Raw genomic sequence first — 20,713 nt, 5'->3', positions numbered from 1 at the left:
GACGCGGCCATGGCTTCCGGCTGGAGGGTGTTGCAGCTGGCGGACTCGGGCTTTCCCACCGGGGGCTTCGCGCACTCGGGGGGACTGGAGGCCGCGGTGCAGCTGGGCGAGGTGCGCGGCGCGGCCGGCGTGCGGCGCTTCGTGGAGGCGCTGCTCTGGCAGGCGGGCCTGGGCGGCCTGCCGCTTTTGGGCGAGGCGTGGCGCGACCCCGCGTCGCTCCCGGCGCTGGACGCGCGCGCGGAGGTGTTCCTCACCAACCACGTGGCCCACCGGGCCAGCCGCACGCAGGGGCGGGCCTTCCTGGACACCTGCGCGCGCATCTTCCCGGACGCGGTGGGGCCGGTGCGCGAGGCGGCCCGCGCGGCCGGGGTGCGCTTCCACCATGCGCCGGTGTTCGGCGCGGTGCTGCGCGCGCTGGAGGTGGACCTGGAGGATGCGCAGCGGCTCTTCCTGTCGCTCACGCTCCGGGGGGCGCTGTCCGCGGGCGTGCGCATGGGCGTCATCGGCACCCACGAGTCGCATCAGGTGCAACATCAGGCGACGCCGCTGCTGGACGCGGTGCTGTCGCACTGCAAGGCATTGGGCGTGGAGGACCTGGCGCAGCCCGCGCCGCTCTGGGACCTGATGGGCGCCACGCACGACCGGCTCTATTCGAGGCTGTTCCTGTCCTGACTCCAGGACGAAGGGGAGGGCGACATGCACGACGAAGACCACCGCGGACATGGGCAGGATGGACATGAGCACACGCACGAGGACTGGGAGCACCCCGGCCACTTCGACGCGCGCGACAAGCCGCACCGGCGGGACTATTCGCAGCGGGCGTTCACGATTGGCATTGGCGGGCCGGTGGGCAGCGGCAAGACGGCGCTGGTGCTGGCCCTGTGCAAGAAGCTGCGCGACGAATACCGGCTGGGCGTGGTGACCAACGACATCTTCACGAAGGAGGACGCGGAGTTCCTGGTGCGCAACCAGGCCCTGTCCCCGGAGCGCATCAAGGCGGTGGAGACGGGCGGGTGCCCGCACGCGGCCATCCGCGAGGACATCAGCCACAACCTACTCGCGCTGGAGCAGCTGATGGAGGAGCTGCACCCGGAGCTGCTCATCGTGGAGAGCGGCGGTGACAACCTGGCCGCGCAGTACAGCCGCGAGCTGGCGGACTACACGGTGTACGTCATCGACGTGGCGGGCGGAGACAAGGTGCCGCGCAAGGGCGGGCCGGGCATCACCCAGTCGGATCTGCTGGTCATCAACAAGACGGACCTGGCGCCGCACGTGGGCGCGGACCTGGGCGTGATGGACCGCGATGCCCGGAAGATGCGCGGCGAGGGCCCCTTCGTCTTCACCCAGGTGACGCACGACGTGGGCGTGGACGCGGTGGTGGGCCACCTGCTGGACGCCTGGCGGCGGCGCTAGAGGCGGCGGCCGGAGGCCAGCACGGGCGGTGACTGGATGTCACTCCGCCGGGAGGGGAAGACAGGGACCTGACGGACGGTCCTCCCCGGGGGCACTCCGTCACTGACAGCCGGGGTGGGATGTGTACTCTGCTGTCCGTGGGCATCCTGGAGCGGGCACGTGTGGAGTGGTTCGCGACGGCGTTCGGCCTCGTGGTGGGGACCACGATGGTGTTCGTGCCGTACGAATTCGGGGCGGCCCTCTTCCAGTTCATCTATCCGTACGTCCGCCCGCTCGGGAGCCTGTTCCTGATGGGCTCGGCGACGATGCTCGCCGCGCTCCTGTACCCCAGCTGGCCGGCCTTCGTGGGGTGGCTGGGGCGGGCGCTCTTCCTGGGCGCGGTCGGGTTCTACTGGTGGACCGCCACGGTCCTGCCGGGTGGACTCACGGGGCTGGTGCTGTACCCGCTGCTCGCGGGGCTGCTCCTGCTGGAGCAGGCCCCCCGCTTCCGGGGGCGGGGGCTGCTGGCGGTGTTCATCGCCGCCGTGGCGCTCTTCTTCGGGGTGCTGATGGTGCTGAGCCCCCATGGCTTCATCCGCTTCTCGTTGCTGGCGTTCGGTCCGTTCATCCGGGGGCTGGGCGCGCTCTTCCTTGGGACGGGGGTCCTGCTGTCGGTGGGGTTGTGGCGCGGGTGGCTGGGGCTCAGCCGGGTCGCGCTCGCGGGGTTGTGCATCCTGTTCCTGAACATGGCGCTCGCGTTGGGGTCGCGGGGGTCGTGGGCGGGGGTGGGCGTCTACGCGGTGCTGACCGTGTCGTGCGCGGTGTTGACGTGGGTGCGCGAGCTGCCGGTGCTGAGCGGGGTGCGCTGGCGGCTGTTTCGCGGCATGGCCCTGGCGTCGGTGCTGCCCATCCTGGGGGCGGGCGCGGTGGCGTCGTTCGTCGCGCAGCGGGCCATCGAGGCGGAGCTGCGGAGCAAGGCGCAGCAGGCGGTGTCCGCGGAGACGGCCTGGCTGGAGCAGACGGCGTACATGGCGCGCTCCCTGCTGCGCGCGCAGAGCCGGGATCCGGGCTTCATCGCGGCGGTGCGGGACGGGAACGTGGAGGGCATGAGCGAACGGGTGGACCTGCTGGAGAACGACTCCGGCCTGTTCGACGCGGCGTGGCTGCTGGACTCCGCTGGGAACACGCTGGTGCCCTCCACGAAGTTGAACCGCATCGGCGCCAACCACAACTACGCGAACCGGGAGTACTTCCAGCAGACCATCCAGGGCGACAACACGGTGCTGTTGTCCCGGCCCTTCCTCACCCGCGCGGGCCTGCCCTTCGTGGTCTTCACCACGCAGGTGGAGCTGGGGGGAGGCAGGCGCGCCGTGTTGGTGGGCGGGTTGTCCTTGAGGCGGCTGGGCCTGCAACCGACGCTGGCCTCGCGCAGCTACCACGTGGAGCTGTTCGACCGGCGCGACGGGACCCTGCTGCGGGAGACGGACCGCGGCGACGTGCTCACCCGGGCGCCGGTGCTGGGGATGCTGACGCCGCAGGCGCTGTCGACGCCGGAGGGGATGCTGGAGGCGTTCGACGCGTCGGGGCACCGGCTGCTGGTGGCGCACGAGCAGGTGAGCGAGACGCCCTGGACGGTGGTGGTGACGGCGCGGCTGCGCGAGGCGTTCGCGCCGGTGACGCGCATGGGGGCGTGGGTGGTGGCCATCGCGGTGCTGGCGGGCACCATCTCGCTGCTCTTGTCGCGGTGGGTGGGGCGGGACGTGGCGCGGCGGCTGGAGTCGCTGCGGGACGGCTTCGCCGCGCTGGGCACGCCCGCCCTGGAGCGGCGGGTGCAGGCCGGAGGGGATGACGAGTTCGCGCAGCTGGCGTCGGGCTTCAACGACATGGCGGCGCGCATCGACCGCACGCAGCAGGAGCTCCGCGAGGCCATCGACATCCGGGACCAGTTCCTGTCCATGGCGAGCCACGAGCTGCGCACGCCGCTGACGCCGCTGAAGGCGACGCTGGAGCTGCTCATCCGCCAGTCCGAATCCAGCCAGGGGCTGACGCCGGAGCGGCAGCGCGCCATCTTCGACCGGCTGAACCGGCAGGTGGACCGGCTGACGCGGCTGATTGGCGACATGCTGGACGTGTCGCGGTTGCAGTCCGGGCGCTTCGCGTTGACGGTGGCGCCCATGGACCTGGTGACGCTGATGCACGAGGTGATGGAGCGCGTCCAGTCCACGCGGCCGGAGCGCGAGGGGCTGTTGTCGCTGGCGGTCCCGGACGCGCCGCTGGTGGGCCGGTGGGACGCGCAGCGGTTGGATCAGCTCTTCACGAACCTGGTGGAGAACGCGCTGCGCTACTCGCCGCCGGGGACGCCGGTGGCGGTGCGGGTGCGGGAGGAGGACGGTCAGGTGCGGGTGGACGTGGAGGACCGGGGCATCGGCATCCCGGCGGAGAGCCTGCCGCAGCTCTTCACGCCCTTCTACCGCGCGGGCAACGCCGCCGAGCACTACGCCGGGGGCCTGGGGTTGGGGTTGGCCATCTGCCGTGAAATCGTGGAGCGCCACGGGGGCCGCATCCAGGCGCGCAGCGAGGGGCCGGGCCAGGGCACGTGTTTCACGGTGTGGCTGCCCCGTGCGGCCGTCTCGGGCGCGACCTGATGCGCTACGTGGAGGCGCGTCCGTGCGCGGCGCTGGCGCCGTACGTGGAGTGCTACTGGGCGCTGGAGCTGTCGGGGCCCGCGCCGGTGGGCGTGCACCGGGTGTTGCCGGACGGGTGTCTGGACATCCTGGTGGACCTGTCGGCGGGAGGGGGCCCGAGGGTGGTGGGGGCGATGCGCACGGCGGAGGTGGTGCCGTTGGGGGACGCGGCGTCCTTCATCGCGGTGCGCTTCCGTCCGGGGGGCGCGCAGCCGTTCCTGCGGCTGCCCTTGCTGGAGTTGACGGACGTGAAGGTGGCGCTCGGGGACCTCTGGCCGCGCGAGGCGCGCGAGTGGTGGGAGCGGCTGGCGGAGGCGGAGGGGCGGGCGGCGCGCTTCGCGTTGTTGGAGCGGCTGTTGCTGGAGCGGCTGCCCGGGAGGGAAGGGGACGCGGGGGTGCGGCACGCGGTGGACCTCATCCTGGGGGCCAGGGGGCAGGTGCCGGTGCGTTCACTGGAGGAGGTGATGGGGGTGGGGGCGCGGCAGGTGGAGCGGCGGTTCCTGGCGTCGGTGGGGTTGTCGCCGAAGGTGTTGTGCCGCATCGCGAGGCTCCAGCACGCGGTGGCGCTGTCGAGCGGGCCCCGGGCGCTGGAGGGCGCGGCGTGGGCGTTGGCGGCGGGGTACTACGACCAGGCGCACCAGGTGCGGGAGTTCCGGGCGCTGACGGGGTTGACGCCGGGGGCGTATGTGCGGGAGCAGGCGGAGGTCGGATTCGTCCAATCCCCTGGCGGAGGGGATGCGTAAGGTGGCGGCGTTCTTTTCTTGATGGGGAGGCACTCCATGTCCACCGCACCGCAGCAGGCCGAGCAGCACCACCGCATCGACTACATCGAGCTTCCCGTGAAGGACATGGCGGAGGCGAAGCGCTTCTACGGCGCGGTCTTCGGATGGAAGTTCGAGGACTACGGTCCGCAGTACACGAGCTTCATGGATGGCCGTCTGAGCGGAGGCTTCAACCCGGAGCTGGCGGTGGCGAAGGGGGGCGCGTTGATCATCCTGTATTCGAAGGACCTGGAGGCGACGCACGCGAAGGTGCGCGAGGCCGGTGGGAGCATCGTGCAGGACACGTTCTCCTTCCCCGGCGGCAAGCGCTTCCACTTCACCGACCCCACCGGCAACGAACTGGCGGTATGGGGCGATCCCTAGTCGCGTCCCTGTCTGGTGCGTGGGGGCGGCCGAGCGCCCGGGGTTCAGGCTTGGGGCGGGAGTCCTGGCGCGGGCTGTCCCGCGCGGTCCGTCCACCGGGCGCGGATCCATCCTCGGGCGGGCTTCTCCACGCGCTCGTAGGCCAGCACGCTCAGGGACACCGTGCCCACCGCCAGCGCGGAGACCGCCCACGCGGACGTGGGCGATGCGCCCAGTCTCTTGAGCACGGACTTCCACGCGAACATCACCGGCATGTGCAGGATGTAGAGCGCGTAGCTCGCCTCCCCCAGCAGGCGCAGCGGACGCGAGGCCAGCAGCCGCGCCACCGGGCCCTGGCTCCGAGGCAGCAGCACGATGAGCGCCGCGAACACCGGCGCCAGCAGCCCGTTGTGCAGCAGCGGGAAGGGCAGCGACGTGCTGCCCACCAGCGCCGCGATGACCGCCCCGCCCAGCGCCGCCAGCACCCAGGGCCGGGCGCGCGGGGCCTCCTCCGCGCGCAGCAGGAAGAAGCGCCCCGCGAGGATGCCCAGGACGAACTCCGGCAGCCGCGCCAGCGGATTGAAGCGCAACGCCAGCATCCACGGCCCGGAGTTGTACGCGGACGCCACGCCGCCCGTGTGGTCCGGATCCACCAGGATGTAGAGCGCCGGGAGCCCCAGCGCGGCCAGGTACGCCACGCCCATGCCCACCGCGAGCCCCCGCGTCCCCCACCGCCCCAGCCGCCCCGCCAGGAAGGGGAAGGTCGCGTAGAAGAGCGCCTCCACCGCCAGGGACCAGCCCGCGCCATTCCAGGCGAGCGCCGTCCACGGCATCCAGCTCTGGAGCAGCAGCGGCGCCAGCACCAGCGCCTCGCCCTGCCGCCACGCCTCCGACGGGTCCTCCAGCCACGCGTCGCGCAGGCCCTTGAGGAACGCGGGCGCGGCGATGGCCAGCCCCAGCGCGTAGACGGGGTAGACGCGCGCGAAGCGGGCCACCCAGAACGCCTTGCGCGCCTCGCGCGTGCCGGGCGGCCGCTCCAGGTAGTTGTAGCCAAGGATGAAGCCCGACAGGACGAAGAAGAAGCTGACGCCCACGTACCCGCTGTCCAGCAGCCCGTGCAGGCCCGGCGGGGCCTCCGTGCCGCTGAAGACCAGGTGATACACGTGGTAGGCGACGACGTGCGCGGCCGCGAGGAACCGCAGCCCGGTGAGTGCGTCCAGATGCTGCCGGGAGGAGGCCATGAGGGCCGCGAGTCTCGCAGCCCCCCGCCCACACCTCAATCGGCCCCCGCCGTCCTCCCTAGAGCTGTTCGACCCCCGGCACGCGGGTCGCTCCTCTGACGGTGGCCTTCGCCTCCTCGGGGCGCAGCCTGGCGCGCACGCGGGGGTCCAGCTTGAGGATGACCGCTTCCACGGCCTGGGCCTGGGTGAAGTCCTCCGCCGGCGTGAGCAGGAAGAAGCCGACGGCCGCGTCGCCCCCCGCCGCCAGCGCCACCTGCTGCACGTGCGTGATGAGGTCCCGCTTGGAATCCAACCGCCCCCGGCTGAAGGCCATCTTGCCCAGCAACTGATGCGAATAGCCGTCCTTCGTCGACAGCATGTGGGAGGTCATCTCGATGCCCTCCGGCAACGTCTCCTGCAGGAAGATGACCGACGCGGTGTCCTTCGCCCCTTCCGCGCGGGTGAGCACCTCGCGGTCCCGCTCGGGTCGGTACTCGCCGTAGCCCCGGTACTCGTTCTGCGCCAGGGCCTGCCCCTGCAAGCACATGGGGTTCGCACAGCCCAGGGATGCGCACGTCCCCCATGCGAGGAAGAGACAGAGGGTGCGGAGGTTCATGACCTGGCGTCTAACACACCGCGCTGGGGCTCCTCTGGACGCGGCGGGCACTCTCCCGAGGAATCCGGAAATGGAGTCCCTGGCCCGGGCGTAGAAGAGGCCTCATGCTCAGCCTGCGCAATCTGGTGAAGGTGTATCCGGGCCCGGTCACGGCCCTTCGTGGCATCGACCTGGACGTGCCCCGCGGGATGTTCGGGCTGCTGGGGCCCAACGGCGCGGGCAAGTCCACGCTGATGAAGATCCTCGCCGGCCTGCTGGAGCCCACCTCCGGGGAGGTGACGCTCGACGGGCTGGACCTGGTGCGTCATCCGGAGGCGCTGCGCCCGCACCTGGGCTACCTGCCTCAGGAGTTCGGCTTCTACCCGTACCTCTCCGGCCAGGACATGCTGCGCTACCTGCTGGAGCTCAAGGGCGTCACCGCGCCGCAGGGGCTGAAGGCGCTGTGCGCGGAGCTGCTGGAGCGCGTGAACCTCACGTTCGCGGCGAAGCGCAAGGTGAAGGAGTACTCGGGTGGCATGCGGCAGCGGCTGGGCATCGCCCAGGCCCTGGCGGGGAACCCCAAGCTCCTCATCGTGGACGAGCCCACCGCGGGCCTGGACCCCGAGGAGCGCCAGCGCTTCTACCGCCTCCTGGCGGAGGTGGCCGACGAGCGCACGGTGCTCCTGTCCACGCACATCGTGGAGGACGTGGCCATGCTCTGCCCGCGCTTCGCCGTCGTCCGCCACGGCCGCGTGATGGCCATCACCAGCCCCAGCGAGGCGAAGGCCGCCCTCCATGACACCCTCTTCGAGGGCTCCGTCCCCCCGGCCGACATGGCCGCCTTCCAGCAAGCCCACCGCGTCACCCAGGCCGTGCTCTTCGAGGGCCGCAACCGCGTGCGCATCCACGTGACCCCGGGCGCGCCCGTGCCCCCGGGCTTCGAGCGCACGCCGCCCACGCTGGAGGACGCCTACCTGCTCCTGATGAAGGACGCGCCCGCGCCCGTGGCCCCCGCGCCCGTGGTGGCCACCCCGGCGGTGGGCACATGAACCTGTCGCGGCTGGTCCTCGTGGCGCGCACGGAGTGGCGCCACCAGGTGAAGCGCCCGTTGTTCTGGGTGCTGCTCGTGCTGCTGCTGGCCATCGTGTGGGGCGTGACGTCCGGCAACGTCACCATCTCGGCGGGCAGCTCGGAGGTGGGCGGCAAGAAGGCCTGGGTGACGAGCGCCTTCGCCGTCGCGCAGACGGTGCTGCTGCTCACCTTCCTGGTGTTCACCTTCTTCGTGTCGGTGGGCGCGGGCATGACCCTCATCTCCGACGACGAGGCCCGCGTGCAGCCGCTGCTGCACACCACGCCGCTGACGTCGGCGGAGTACGTGTGGGGCAAGTTCCTGGGCGTCCTGGGCGCGTACGTGCTGGCGCTCGGGCTGATGATGGGAATGCTCGTCTTCTTCCATCACGTCGTGCCGCCGGGCGCGTCCGCGGAGTTCCGCGGGCCCTTCGCCGCGAGCCACTACGCGGGCGCCGCGATGTGGTTCGGCCTGCCGCTCATCGTCGTCATGGCGGGCGCCGCCTTCGCCATGGGCGAGCGCACGCGCCGCGCGGTGCCGGTGTACTTCCTGCCGGTGGGCCTGCTCTTCCTCTGCGCCTTCTTCCTGTGGGACTGGACCCCCGGCTGGTTGGACCCCCGCGTGAACCGGTTCCTGATGGCGGTGGACCCTGGCGGCTACCGCTGGCTCACCGAGACGTGGATCAAGGTGGACCGGGGCGTGGACTTCTACAACACGCAGCCGGTGGGGCTGGACGCGCTCTTCATCACCAGCCGTTTCGTGCTGATGGGCCTGGGCCTGGGCGCGGTGGCGTGGAGCGAGCGCCACTTCCGCCGCGCGCTCCGGGGAGAGGTGAGCACGAAGGCGCCGCGCAAGGGGCAGGTCGTGGCGGCGCCCCCCGCGCAGGTGGCGCTGTCGCACGCGGAGGCGCCGCTGTCCGCGCTGCGCATGGAGGTGCGGCCGCCGGGCTTCTGGACGGGCCTGTGGACGGTGACGCGGGCGGAGGGGCGCGGCCTGCTGTCACAGCCGGGGCTCTACCTGTTCCTGCCGCTGTTGATGCTCCAGATGGTGGCCCAGGCCGCCACGGCGGTGGGCCCCTTCGACACCAGCCTGCTGCTGGTGCCGGGGCGCTTCGCGATGCGCACGATGGATCAGGCGTCGGTGCTCGTGTGTCTGTTGTTGATGTTCTACGTGGTGGAGTCGCTGGAGCGCGAGCTGGCGTCTGGCTTCGCGCCCATCCACGACGCGACGCCGGTGCGCACGCTGTCGGTGCTGTTGGGCAAGGCGCTGGCGAACAGCCTGGTCGCGGGGGCGCTCCTCGCGGCCATGGCGCTCGCGGGCTCGCTGGTGCAGCTGGCCCAGGGGCAGGTGCCGCTGTCGCTGATGCCCTACGCGCTCGTGTGGGGGCTGCTGCTCATGCCCACGTTCTTCCTGTGGACGGGCTTCATCCTGGCCGCGCGCGCGGCCACGGGCGGACGCTTCGGCACCTACGCGCTGGCCCTGGGGGCGCTGGGCCTCTCGGGCTTCTTCGCCGTGCGCCGCGACCTCACCTGGGTGACGAACTGGCCGCTGTGGGACGCGGTGCGGTGGACCGACCTGGGCGCCTTCCAGGTCGACCGCGCGGCGCTGGTGCTCAACCGCGTGGCCGCGCTGGGGCTGGCCGTCTTCTTCACCGCGCTGGCGGTGCGCCTGGACGGACGTCGCGCGCGCGACTCCGTGACGACGCTGGAGGCGCTGAAGCCGTCGGGCCTCATGCGGGGCCTGCGGCGGCTGGCGCCGTACGCGGTGGTGCCGGGAGTGGCGCTCGCGTGGCTGGGAATCCTGGTGGGGCAGGGGCACCAGGGCGCGGCGGCGAAGAAGCGCGCGAAGGAGTACTGGCAGAAGAACCTGGCGACGTGGAAGGACGCGCCGCAGCCGCTGCTGGTGGACGTGGACCTGGACGTGGACCTGGAGCCGGAGGCTGGGGCCTTCCGCATGAAGGGCACGTACGCGCTGGAGAACGCGCGGGACGTGGCGCTGGCGCGCTTCGCCCTCAGCGGGGGCGATGCCTGGACGGACGTGCGCTGGACGCTGGATGGCGCGGACGTGACGCCGGAGAACCGGGCCGGGCTGTATGTCTTCACGCCGTCCCAGCCGCTGGCTCCCGGCGCGAAGGTGCGGGTGGGCTTCCAGTACCGGGGCCACTTGCCGGACGGCGTGTCCCGCGCGGGCGGCGAGGCCAAGGAGTTCATCCTGCCGTCGGGCGTGGTGCTCACCAGCGAGGAGCCCACGTTCGCGCCGGTGGTGGGCTACCAGGAGGAGCGCGGCGTCGACCCCAAGGAGAACCGCTACGAGCCGCGCGTGTATCCGGACGACTTCTACGAAGGCCCCACGGAGGCCGCCTGGGGCAGCAACCTGCCGTTCCCCTTCCGGATCCGCGTCAGCGGGCCGGAGGCCTACACGCTCAACTCCGTGGGCGTGCGCGAGAGCGACACGGTGACGGCCGGGCGGCGCACGACGGTGTGGAAGAGCGACCACCCGGTGAGCTTCTTCAACGTCATCGCGGGGAAGTGGGCCCGCGTGGAGGGCGCGGGCACGGTGGTGTTCCACGACCCGGCGCACGTCTACAACGTGAAGGAGATGTCGCGGGGGCTGGACGCCGCGCGCAAGTACTACTCGGAATGGTTCTACCCGTTCCCGTGGAACGAGCTGAAGCTGTCGGAGTTCGCGGGCCTAGCCAACTACGCGCAGGGCTTCCCCACGAACATCACCTTCTCGGAGTCCATCGGGTTCCTCACGCGCACGACGCCGGAGTCGAACGCGGTGCTGCTCGTCACCGCGCATGAGGCCGCGCACCAGTGGTGGGGCAACCTGCTCATCCCCGGCAAGGGGCCCGGCGGCAACGTGCTGTCGGAGGGCCTGTCGCACTACTCGGCGCTGAAGCTCATTGAACAGCTCGACGGGCGGGAGGCGCGCGTGCAGAACGCCCGGCGGATGGAGGAGCGCTACGGCAAGGACCGGCGCGTGGACGGAGAGCAGCCGCTGGTGAAGCTGGACGGCTCGCGCGAGGGCGACACGGTGGTCCTCTACGAGAAGGGCGGCTGGACGTTCTGGATGTTGGAGGACCTGATGGGCCGGGACGCGATGCACGCGGGGCTCCAGGCCTTCCTCCAGAAGTACATGAACAACACCGACCATCCGGTGCTGCAGGACTTCCTCGCGGTGATGCGCCCCTTCGCGCCGTCCCCGGAGGCCTTCGACCGGTTCACCCGGCAGGCCTTCTTCGAGGTGGTGGTCCCCGAGTACCGCGTCACCGACGCGGAGGTGAAGAAGGTGGACGGAGGGTGGGTGACCACCGCGACGGTGACGAACGTGGGCACCGGCCGCATGCCCGTGCAGGTGGCGGTGATGAAGGCCGGAGAGACCGACGCGCTGCTCAGCGCCGGGACGCGCATCGAACCCGGCGCCGGGGAAGAGGCGCGGGTGACGCTGCGCTCGGAGTTCCCGCCAGAGCAGCTGCTGGTGGATCCGGACGCCCGCGTGCTCCAGCTGCGCCGCGAGCAGGCCCAGGTCGCGCTCGCCCCGCCGTGACACGCTGACACGCTGACACGCGCGCGCTCGCGTGTCGGCGACAGGTTGTCAGCGCGTCCGGCGCCCCGGCGGGTCCTCGCTCTCTCGGAGCAAGCTGGCACATCGATTGCGATGGGCATCCCCCCGCACGACGGACCTTGGGGGTCCGGCGGCATGACGGGGGTTCATCGCATGGTCGCAGGACAGTGGGCGCTGGCGTTGTCGCTGGCGGTGGTGTCGACGTCGGCGTTCGCGCAGGAAGGCGTCACGACGGGTTCGTTTCCCGTGGAGCGGCGCAACGTGGTGACGGTGTCCGTCCCCATCCAGGCGGGCAGCACCCGGGTGGCGCTGGCGGGGGAGCGCGTGCTGGGGGAGCGCTTCTCGCTGGAGTTGGGCCTGTTCGCGGGCTTCAACCACATCCGGCAACGCTTCGAGGAGCCATGGCCCAATGGCGCGGTGGGGAGCAACCAGACGCAGTACGAGCTGGGTCTGATGCCCGGGGTGCGCTTCTACCTGGCGGGCCGGGCGCCCCAGGGGCTGTGGTTGTCACCGCGCCTGGAGGTGACCCTGGGGCGGGCCTCCCATGGGATGCTACCGAGCACCTTGAATGGTCCCCTGCTCCCGGACCTCGACGCCAACCCCTGGTCCGTGGGGGGGATGGCGGTCCTGGGGTACAGCGTGGTGGTGGATCCCGGCTTCACGGTGCAGGCCGGCGTGGGCGTGGGGGCCGTGCGCAGCGCGAACTCCTACGACCAGGGCACGTGGCGCTCCGACGGAGGCATGTCCGTGGAGCGGGCCCACGAAACGACGTGGAGCTTCGCGCAGCGGCTCCTGCTCAACCTGGGCTGGGCCTTCTGACGCTCAGGGCTCGTGGGCCTGGGCGCTCACGGTCCACGGCGTGCGAGAGGTGTCCACCAGAAGCAGCTGGAGGTCCCAGCTCCCGGGCTCGGCGCCGGGCGCGTCGGTGGCGACGGCGAAGAGGCGCGTGTCCGCCACGGGCGTGAGGGAGAAGGTGGTGCGCGGCGCGCGGTTGGCCTCGTTCGTGGGCACCACGCCCAGGGTGATGGCGCCCCCGGAGGGCAGCGGCAGGCCGTCCGGCGCGGTGGCGGCGGCGAAGGGCACGTTGAGGAAGGGCGCGTCCGGCAGCACGCGGCGCCCGGAGCCCAGCGGGCCCACGTCCATGGCGGGCGTGTCCGACGCCGCGTGCACCCACCGCAGTCGCAGGTTGGCGGGGTCGTCCGCGAAGCGCTCCGTCAGGGACAGCAGTGTGAAGGGGTGCGCGGAAGGTCCGGGCGGCGTCAGGTAGCCCGCGGCGACCATCAGGTAGCGCTCGCCCGGGACCAGGGTGGGCGTGGTGATGGAGGCCACCGGCGGGGCCGCGGGCCGCGCTTCCGCGGGCGTGGCGGCGAAGAGGTCCAGCACGTAGGTGCCCGGCGCCACCTGGAGCGGCGAGGACAGCGCGCCGGAGGTCAGGTCCCTGAAGAACGGGTGGTCGCCGGCGAAGAGGTCCAGCGGCGGGGCGTCCGGTGACGCGTTCAACACATACAGCGTCGGGTTCTGCCGCAGGATGGCCAGCGTGCCGTCGCGGCCGGCGGTGAGCAGCGAGAAGCCGTCGCCCGCGCGCGCGGGTTGGGACAGGAGGCCGGTGGCGACGATGAGCGTGTCGGTGCCGGAGCCGAGGGCGGGCAGGGTGAACGACGTCATCACCGGGGCCGCGCCGCCGCCGCGGAGGCCCACCTGGAGCGCCGAGCCCGAGGGCACCACCAGCGCCGTCTCCCCCGAATCACTGAAGCGCGCGAGCGACGCCACCTCCACCGAGCCGTCATTGCCCAGGTCCACGTCCACCGTGGGCGCGTCCGTGCCCGCGTTGACGACGCGCAGGCGTGCCTGTCCTCCGTCCGCGGGCACGGGGTTGTCGCGCAGCAGCAGCAGGCGGAGCGCCGCGTCGGTGGGCGCGGGCGGGGAGCCGCCAGCGGCCACCACCGTCCAGCGCGTCCCGCCCTCCATGCCCACCCCGAGCGAGAGCAGGGGCCGCGACTCCGGCGCGGCGCCCGTGGGGCGCAGCTCGACGGTGATGGGGCCCGCGTCCCGCGTGAGGTAGGGCGTGGTGGCGCCGTAGGCCACGGCGTTGGCCACGGGCGTGGGGTCTCCGGCGATGTAGACGTCCACCGCGGGCGCGCCCGGCGCGGCCTGCACGAGCCGCAGCTGCGCGCGGGTGGGCGGGACGAGCACCGGCCCGTCCTGCGTGGGAGGCGCATCCGGGGCGCCCACCGTGCCGCTCCCACACGCGAGCGCGAGCATGCCCAGCGACGTGAGCGCGACGATCCGCAGTGTCTTCCCCCGCAACCCGCCCATGTTGAAGTCCCCTTCTCCCGGCGAGCCACGGACTCGGCTCGGCACTGATGTCGTCGATCCCGGTAAGGGTGGACATCCTCCAAGGGGTGGCCACCCCCCCTTCGCGGCGGGACTGTCCGCCCGCGACGTTGTGCACTGGCGCACGTCGCAAGCCGAGGGCATCACGGGCGCGTGCGTCCTCCCCGGACGGTGGGTGTGATGGGCGGTGGGACCGGAGCGCCGCGCCTGAGTGCCTGCCCGGTCGCCGCGGCGCATCACACGCGGCGGGTGGCCGCCGGTTCACCTCGCGTCATCGCGGCCGTCGCGGGGAACCGCGCGCGTGGGTGCCTGGAGAGGCGACGGCGCTGGTAGGGTCGGCGCACCATGACCCTCGCGTCCCTTCCGCTCATCGTGTCCCTGCTCGCGGCCCAGACGCCCGCGCCGGCCCCGTCGAAGCCCGCTCCGGCGCCGGCCGCCGCGAAGGCGCCCTCCGCCGTCCCGGGGATCGCGCCGCTGCCCGGCCTGCCCAACCTGTGGACGAGCGGCGTGCCGCCGGTGCCCCCCGCGCTCTCCCAGCGCGTCCAGCAGTACCTGGAGTCGCGCTCCGCGCAGCTCCTGGACGTGAGCGGAGATGGCCAGCAGGTGCTCATCTCCACGCGCTTCGGGGACGTCAATCAGCTGCACCTGGTGGAGATGCCGCTGGGCGCGCGCACCCAGCTCACCTTCACGAAGGAGCCCATCAACCGGGCGCGCTTCCTGCCGGGCAACCCGCAGGTCATCTTCTATCTCCAGGACACGGGCGGCGGAGAGTTCTTCCAGGTGCTCAAGCTGGACCGGCGCACGGGGCGCTCGGAGCTGCTGACGGACGGCAAGAGCCGGCACGAGGAGCTGGTGGTGTCCCGGGACGGGCGCTGGCTCGCGTACGCGGGCACGGGGCGCAACGGCAAGGACACCGACGTGTACGTGGCGCCCACCGCGGACCCCAAGCAGGCGAAGCGCGTGACGGAGGCCGACGGAAGCTGGGCGCCGCTGGACTTCTCCGAGGACGGCTCGAAGCTGCTGGTGCGCCAGTTCCGCGCGGCGGATGACTCGGACCTGAGCGTGGTGGACCTGAAGACGAACGCGCGCACGCAGCTGACGCCCAAGGAGGGCAAGGGCAGCCTGGAGGCCGCCGTCTTCACGCAGGACGGGCAGGGCGTGTACGTGGCCACGGACCGCTACAGCGACTTCTCGCAGCTGTACCGCCTGCCGTTGACGGGCACGCCCCCGGCGTCCCCGCCGTCGCTGACGAAGGCGGTGCGCTGGAACGTGGAGCACCTGGAGCTGTCGCCGGACGGGCGCAAGCTGGCGGTGGCCGTCAACGAGGAGGGCTACGGCCGGCTGTACCTGCTGGACACGCGCACGCAGGCCCTGTCGCCGGTGGAGACGCCGCAGGGGGTCATCGCGGAGGTCCGCTTCCCGCCGAAGCGCTCGGACCGGGTGGCGTTCTCGCTCACGTCGTCGCGGGTCCCGCTGGATGTCTTCACGGTGGACCTGGGCACGAAGAAGAGCACGCGCTGGACGCGCTCGGAGGTGGGCGGGTTGGATCCCGAGACGTTCGTGGAGCCGGAGCTGGTCAGCTACCCGTCCACGGACGGCGTGAAGGTGCCGGCGTTCCTGTACCTGCCGAAGCACGTGAAGGGGAAGGTGCCCGTGGTGGTGGTGTTCCACGGCGGGCCGGAAGGTCAGAGCCGGCCTGGCTTCAGCGCGCAGATCCAGCTGATGGCGACGGAGCTGGGGATGGCGGTGCTCCTGCCCAACGTGCGCGGCTCGGAGGGGTACGGCAAGGCGTTCCGGGCGATGGACGACGGCGTGAAGCGCGAGCAGAGCCTGGCGGACATCGGGGCCACGCTGGACTTCGTCGCGTCGCGGCCGGAGCTGGACGCGTCGCGGGTGGGCATCTTCGGCGGCTCGTACGGAGGCTACATGACGCTGGCGACGGTGGCGTTCTACCCGGACCGCGTGAAGGCGGCGGTGGACGTGGTGGGCATCTCGTCGCTGCCGTCGTTCCTCCAGAACACGCAGGCGTACCGGCGGGACCTGCGGCGCGCGGAGTACGGCGATGAGCGCGACCCGGCCGTGCGCAAGGTGCAGGAGCGCATCTCTCCGCTGGGCTCGGTGGACAGGATCCGCGCGGCGCTCTTCGTGCAGCAGGGCGCCAACGACCCGCGCGTGCCCCAGTCGGAGGCGGAGCAGATCGTCCAGGCGGTGCGCAAGAAGGGCTCGGACGTCTGGTACCTGCTGGCCACGGACGAGGGGCACGGGTTCCAGAAGAAGCCGAACCGGGACATGGCCACGACCACGGCGCTCATGTTCTTCGAGAAGCACCTGCTGAGCCCGTCCGAGGGGCAGGCAGGCGGCACTGCGGACGGGAAATAGCCTTCGGCGCGCAACGACTTCCTCCGCGACGGAGATGGCGTCACCCAGGGTCGTTACACATTGTCAGTGAAGAGGGTGTGGGCCCCGGGTGGGCCCGGAGGAAGGTGTCCATGAAGCGCTTGAGCCAGTCTTTGCGTCGGGGTGTGGGGGTGCTGGGGGTGCTCGTCGCGGTGGGAGGCGCGGTCGCGGCCTCCGACCAGGATCAGCTCTCCTTCCGCATCGCGCGGCAGCAGTTCAACCTGCGGATGACGCCGGACAACGTCACGGGGCAGGAGTTCCAGGTGTCCCGCACACCGGGGGAGCTGCGAGGCCGGGTGGCGGACGCCACGGTGGCGTTGAAGCTGGAGGACCAGAAGGTGAAGGGCAACATCGGTCCGTCGGTGGTGAACCTGGACGTGACGAAGGAGGGCGACGCGCTGAAGGCCAAGGGTGGCTTTGGCGGGCGCCCGGCCTCGTTGACGCTCTCGCCGGAGGAGCTGACGGTGTACGTGCGCGACTGCACGTACCGGCTGAAGGCGAAGGAGCCGGGCCGCACCTACGAAGGGCCGCGAAGCTGCGACCGCTCCCTCACGCCGCCCACGCAGGTCACGCTGCCGGACACCTTCCTCGCGGCCTCGCCCACGGAGCAGGCGTCGCTGCTGCTCCTGGCGCTGTAGTCTCCTCCTCACCCCAGGAGGAGATGGAACGATGAACGGCAGGGCCCTCCGGTGACGCCGCGCGCGCTCTGCCTGCTCATCGCCCTGGCCGCGTTCGCGACCGCCGTGGGCACGGCGGCGTGGCTCGCGTGGCCGGGGCCGGACCTCACCTCCCAGGCCGACCTGTCCGTCGCCCCCGGCGCCGCGCGCCTCGGGCCCCGCGAGGGCTCGGGGGCCAGGGCCGTCATGCTCGCCAACGGCATCCGGCTCCCGAACGTCCCGTCCAACTGCCACGCGGACCCCCAGGGCTCGCTCGCCTGCGAGGACCGCTGCGACGCCGATGCCGCGTGTCCCGCGGGCGACGTGTGCGCGCGCCACCCGGACTTCGGCTTCCGCGAGTGCCAGCCCCGGCGCCGCTTCTGCGAGGACGCGGAGGACTGCCCCCCTTCCGAATCCTGCCACCCGGTGGACCCCTCCGCGTCCGGCCAGGTCCTGCGCCGCTGCACGCCCGAGGGACGGCTGCGCGCCGGCGAGCGGTGCGCGGGCGACGCGCAAGCGCCGGAGGGCCGCTGCGCCCCGGGGCTCCAATGCGTCCAGGGGGCCTGCGGTCCCCCGTGCGACGTGCACGACCCGGGCGCGTGCGCCTCCGGCACAGAGTGCGCACCCAATCCCTACCGCGTGCGCGGCGCCTGCGTTCCCACCTGCCGCGACCGCCCGTGTCCCGAAGGCGAGCGCTGCGCGACGGACGCTCCGGGCGAGGTGCCCCTCTGCCGCCCCTTCGTGGGGCCCGCCTGCGCGGACGGCGCGCCCTGCGCCGCCCACCAGGACTGCCTGCGCGGCTTCGCGGAGCCCTCGCTCGAAACCGAGGCCTTCGAGTGCCGGGCCCGCTGTGATGCGCGCACGCCCTGCGCCCGGGGGCTCAGCTGCGACGAGGCCAGCGGCTACTGCTTCAAGCCCTGCACCCGCGACACCGACTGTCCCACCCCCGAGCGCTGCCACATGCTCCACCGCCGCGAGTCCCAGCGCGGCTGCGGCGTCATCGCCGAAGGGCTCCCCGCCCTCCACCGGTGAGCGCCGGCCTCAGGCCCCGTGGGGCAGCTCCAGGCGGAACGTGGACCCTTCGCCCAGGACGCTGTCCACCTCGATGCGGCCGCCCATGGCCTCGACGATCTGGCGGGCGATCCACAGCCCCAGCCCGAAGCCGCCGTAGTTGCGCTCGGACACCGCGCGCTCGAAGCGGTGGAACAGGCGCGGCAGGTGCTCCTTCGCGATGCCGATGCCGCCGTCCCGCACCCGCACCCGCGCCCGGCCGTCCTCCACGGCCAGCGACACGTGCACCGGGTTGCCCCGCCCGTACTTCAGCGCGTTGGACATCAGGTTGGTGAGCACCTGGTCCAACCGCAGCCGGTCCCACTGGCCGCGCACCTCCGGCCCCAGGGCCAGCTCCAGCGGCGTGCCCGCGCGCACGTACTCCGGCTCGAAGCGTTCAGCCACCTCGCGCACCAGCGCGCCCAGCTCCAGGGGCTCCAGCACCAGCTCCAGCTTCCCCGCGCTCAGCCGCGACACGTCCAGCAGGTCGTTCACCAGCAGCGTCTGCCGCTTCACCTGCCGGTCCACCCGCTCCAGCCCGCGCTTGAGCCGCTCCGGGTCGAAGCTCGCGCCGGAGCGAGTCACCCCCGCCAGCAGGCTCTGCACCTGGAGCTGGAGCGCGCTGATGGGGGTCTTCAGCTCATGGCTCGCGATGGAGAGGAACTCCTCGCGCAGGCGGATGGCCTGCCGCGCGTCCCGGTAGAGGCTGGCGTTGTCCAGGGCCAGCGCCGCCCGCCGCGCCAGCTCCTGCGCCAGCGCCAGGTCTTGCACGTCGTACGCCCGCTTCGACGTGACGAACGTCAGCGCCCCCAGCGTGTGTCCGCGCACCCGCAGGGGCACGCACAGGTACGCGCACGTCCCGCCCGCGCGCGCGCACGACGGATCCGCCTCCGACAGCCCCGAGCGCGACTCCGGCCTCCCGGACTGGATGACCCGCGCCACCACCGCGAGCCCCGGCGGCGGCACCTCGCCATCCACGCTGCCTCCCGCCGTGGCCACGCAGCGCACGCCGCCGGCCTCGTCCTCCAGGAACACGCCGCAGGACTCCGCGTACGCCGGCACCGCCAGGTGGGCCACGCGCTCCAGCGTCTCCTCCTCCTCCAGGCTCCCCGCCAGCACGCCGCCGGCCTCCGCCAGGAAGCGCTGCGCCGCCTCGCCGCGCTGGCGCTCGGTGATGTCCACCATCACGCTCAGACACTGCGGGGGGCCGCTCGCCGGGTGCACGCGGCCCGTCCACACCGCGACCTGCACCGCGCCGCCGTCGCGCCGCCGCGCCGCCATGGGGGCGCCGTCCAGCACCGTGCCCCGGGTGGCGCGCTCCAGGCTGTGCCGGAACGCCTCGAAGTGCTCCGGCGGCACCGCGGGCAACACCTTCCCCAGCACCTCCTCCGTCGTCCACCCCAGCATCCGCTCCGCGGCCGGGTTCCACATCCGCACCGTGCCGTCGGGGTCCAGCAGCATGATGGCCGCGGGGCTCGCCTGGATGATGGCCTCCAGCGTCCCGTGCGCCTCGCGCAGCGCCGCGCGCGCCCGCTGCTCGCGCTCCAGCAGCCGCGCCCGCGCCAGCGCCTGCGCCGCGTGGTGCGCCACCAGCTGGAGGAAGGCCCGCTCGTCGTCGTCGAACGCGTGCGCCAGGCTGAAGGTGAACACCAGCACCCCCAGCGCGCGCCCGTCCGCCACCAGCGGCAGGCACGCCGACGAGGGCGACTGCCGCTCCGGCCCTGCCAGCGCGTCCTCCGACTCCAGCCACACCGGCCGCGACTCCCGCAGCGCCCGCGCCACCGGCGAGTCCCCGTGCAGCGGCAGCCGCTTCAGCCGCTCCGCCGCGTTCGGCGAGCACCCCGCGCAGCGCAGGAGCACGGCGTGGGTCGCGTCCGGCTCCAGGCCCCACAGCCCCCCGGCCGTCGCGTCCGCCACCGCCAGCCCCTGCTCCAGCACCACCTCCGCCACGCGCGCGGCGGTGAGCGCCTCCGACAGCTCCGAGGTGACCTGCTGCAACCGCGCGAGCCTCCCCGCCGCCACCTCCGCCGCCTGCCGCGCCTGCCGCTCCGCCGCGTACGCCCGCGCCACGTCCAGCGCCAGCGCCGCCCGGTCCGCCAGCTCCTGCAACAGGAGCTGCTCCCCCGAATCGAACGGCAGCGGCTCCGGCGCGTCCCGCCACACCGTCAGCGTCCCCAGCGGACGTCCCCGCGCGCGCAGGGGCAGCACCAGCACCGCCTCCACCCCCTGCGCCATGCCCGTGTCCAGCACCTCCGCCGCCACGCCCTCGTCCGCGCGCATCCGCTGGGACAGCAGCGCCTGCAGGCGCCCCCGCGCCTCCGGCACCGACGCCGCCGACGCCACCGTGCGCAGCCACAGCCCGTCCTCCGACAAGAGCCGCAGCGCGCACGCGGACCCCAGCAGCGGCACCACCAGGCCGCACAGCCGCTCCATCACCGCGGGCGGCTCCAGGGAGGCGTCCGCCAGCACCCGGGACGCCTCCGCCAGCAGCGCCAACCGCTCCTCGATTTCCGGAAGCTGCGCCCCGAAACGCCGCGCTTCCCCCAACCTGGATGCCACCATCGTCATACGGCGTCCCCCCGTTGCGCCCCCCATGGGAACACGCCTCCGCCCGACATGCAGTGC

Annotated in this window: 15 protein-coding genes; 11 read left to right on the top strand and 4 right to left on the bottom strand. The window is 72.7% G+C overall.

From position 1 onward, the window contains the following. Positions 1 to 9 precede the first annotated feature (9 nt). From FOF48_RS27470 to FOF48_RS27450, 5 genes are all read left to right on the top strand, one after another. Positions 10 to 672 (top strand): urease accessory protein UreF, encoded by a 663-nt coding sequence (locus tag FOF48_RS27470; protein ID WP_143906228.1) that lies wholly within the window; start codon positions 10 to 12, stop codon positions 670 to 672. A gap of 24 nt (positions 673 to 696) precedes the next feature. Continuing rightward, complete coding sequence (gene ureG / locus FOF48_RS27465) at positions 697 to 1,413, top strand: urease accessory protein UreG (RefSeq protein ID WP_143906226.1); 717 nt, start codon at positions 697 to 699, stop codon at positions 1,411 to 1,413. A 119-nt stretch (positions 1,414 to 1,532) separates the two neighbouring features. Beyond that, positions 1,533 to 4,037 (top strand): sensor histidine kinase, encoded by a 2,505-nt coding sequence (locus FOF48_RS27460; protein WP_186002095.1) that lies wholly within the window; start codon positions 1,533 to 1,535, stop codon positions 4,035 to 4,037. Then, positions 4,037 to 4,819, top strand: a complete 783-nt coding sequence (locus FOF48_RS37600) for an AraC family transcriptional regulator (protein ID WP_143906611.1) — start codon at positions 4,037 to 4,039, stop codon at positions 4,817 to 4,819. The genes FOF48_RS27460 and FOF48_RS37600 overlap by 1 nt, the downstream gene beginning before the upstream one ends. A 36-nt stretch (positions 4,820 to 4,855) precedes the next feature. Next, on the top strand, positions 4,856 to 5,221 hold the full coding sequence (locus FOF48_RS27450) for a VOC family protein (RefSeq protein WP_143906224.1): 366 nt from the start codon (positions 4,856 to 4,858) through the stop codon (positions 5,219 to 5,221). A 44-nt stretch (positions 5,222 to 5,265) separates the two neighbouring features. Here the strand turns inward: FOF48_RS27450 and FOF48_RS27445 are convergent, their stop codons facing one another. Both FOF48_RS27445 and FOF48_RS27440 read right to left on the bottom strand, forming a co-directional pair. Continuing rightward, positions 5,266 to 6,441, bottom strand: a complete 1,176-nt coding sequence (locus FOF48_RS27445) for an acyltransferase (protein WP_143906222.1) — start codon at positions 6,439 to 6,441, stop codon at positions 5,266 to 5,268. 58 nt (positions 6,442 to 6,499) lie between these two features. Next, on the bottom strand, positions 6,500 to 7,036 hold the full coding sequence (locus FOF48_RS27440) for a hypothetical protein (RefSeq protein WP_143906220.1): 537 nt from the start codon (positions 7,034 to 7,036) through the stop codon (positions 6,500 to 6,502). A gap of 104 nt (positions 7,037 to 7,140) precedes the next feature. Here FOF48_RS27440 and FOF48_RS27435 point away from each other — a divergent pair, with 104 nt between their 5' ends. The 3 genes from FOF48_RS27435 (at position 7,141) to FOF48_RS27425 (ending at position 12,470) form a co-directional block, all read left to right on the top strand. Next, positions 7,141 to 8,064, top strand: a complete 924-nt coding sequence (locus tag FOF48_RS27435) for an ABC transporter ATP-binding protein (protein WP_143906218.1) — start codon at positions 7,141 to 7,143, stop codon at positions 8,062 to 8,064. After that, positions 8,061 to 11,633, top strand: a complete 3,573-nt coding sequence (locus FOF48_RS27430) for a M1 family aminopeptidase (RefSeq protein WP_143906216.1) — start codon at positions 8,061 to 8,063, stop codon at positions 11,631 to 11,633. The genes FOF48_RS27435 and FOF48_RS27430 overlap by 4 nt, the downstream gene beginning before the upstream one ends. A gap of 171 nt (positions 11,634 to 11,804) precedes the next feature. Beyond that, on the top strand, positions 11,805 to 12,470 hold the full coding sequence (locus tag FOF48_RS27425) for a hypothetical protein (protein WP_143906214.1): 666 nt from the start codon (positions 11,805 to 11,807) through the stop codon (positions 12,468 to 12,470). Positions 12,471 to 12,473: 3 nt separating this feature from the next. Here the strand turns inward: FOF48_RS27425 and FOF48_RS27420 are convergent, their stop codons facing one another. Next, a complete protein-coding gene (locus FOF48_RS27420) occupies positions 12,474 to 13,967 on the bottom strand; it encodes a DUF4397 domain-containing protein (protein WP_186002094.1) in 1,494 nt (497 codons plus the stop codon). Between the two features lie 363 nt (positions 13,968 to 14,330). On the opposite strand from FOF48_RS27420, the gene FOF48_RS27415 reads away from it, so the two are divergent. The 3 genes from FOF48_RS27415 to FOF48_RS27405 all read left to right on the top strand — a co-directional run bounded on the left by FOF48_RS27415 (position 14,331) and on the right by FOF48_RS27405 (position 18,070). Continuing rightward, on the top strand, positions 14,331 to 16,364 hold the full coding sequence (locus FOF48_RS27415; protein WP_143906210.1) for an alpha/beta fold hydrolase: 2,034 nt from the start codon (positions 14,331 to 14,333) through the stop codon (positions 16,362 to 16,364). Positions 16,365 to 16,474: 110 nt separating this feature from the next. Continuing rightward, positions 16,475 to 17,020: a hypothetical protein gene (locus FOF48_RS27410; RefSeq protein ID WP_143906208.1), complete on the top strand. Its 546-nt coding sequence runs from the start codon at positions 16,475 to 16,477 to the stop codon at positions 17,018 to 17,020. Positions 17,021 to 17,071: 51 nt separating this feature from the next. Next, positions 17,072 to 18,070: a hypothetical protein gene (locus FOF48_RS27405; RefSeq protein ID WP_143906206.1), complete on the top strand. Its 999-nt coding sequence runs from the start codon at positions 17,072 to 17,074 to the stop codon at positions 18,068 to 18,070. Between the two features lie 9 nt (positions 18,071 to 18,079). Here the strand turns inward: FOF48_RS27405 and FOF48_RS27400 are convergent, their stop codons facing one another. Further along, positions 18,080 to 20,656 (bottom strand): GAF domain-containing protein, encoded by a 2,577-nt coding sequence (locus FOF48_RS27400; RefSeq protein WP_143906204.1) that lies wholly within the window; start codon positions 20,654 to 20,656, stop codon positions 18,080 to 18,082. Between the last annotated feature and the right edge of the window lie 57 nt (positions 20,657 to 20,713).

Source organism: Corallococcus sp. Z5C101001, assembly GCF_007352635.1.
Classification (GTDB): Bacteria; Myxococcota; Myxococcia; order Myxococcales; family Myxococcaceae; genus Corallococcus; species Corallococcus silvisoli.
Note: the sequence above shows the minus strand (reverse complement) of the source record. Positions and strands in the feature narration are given on the sequence as shown.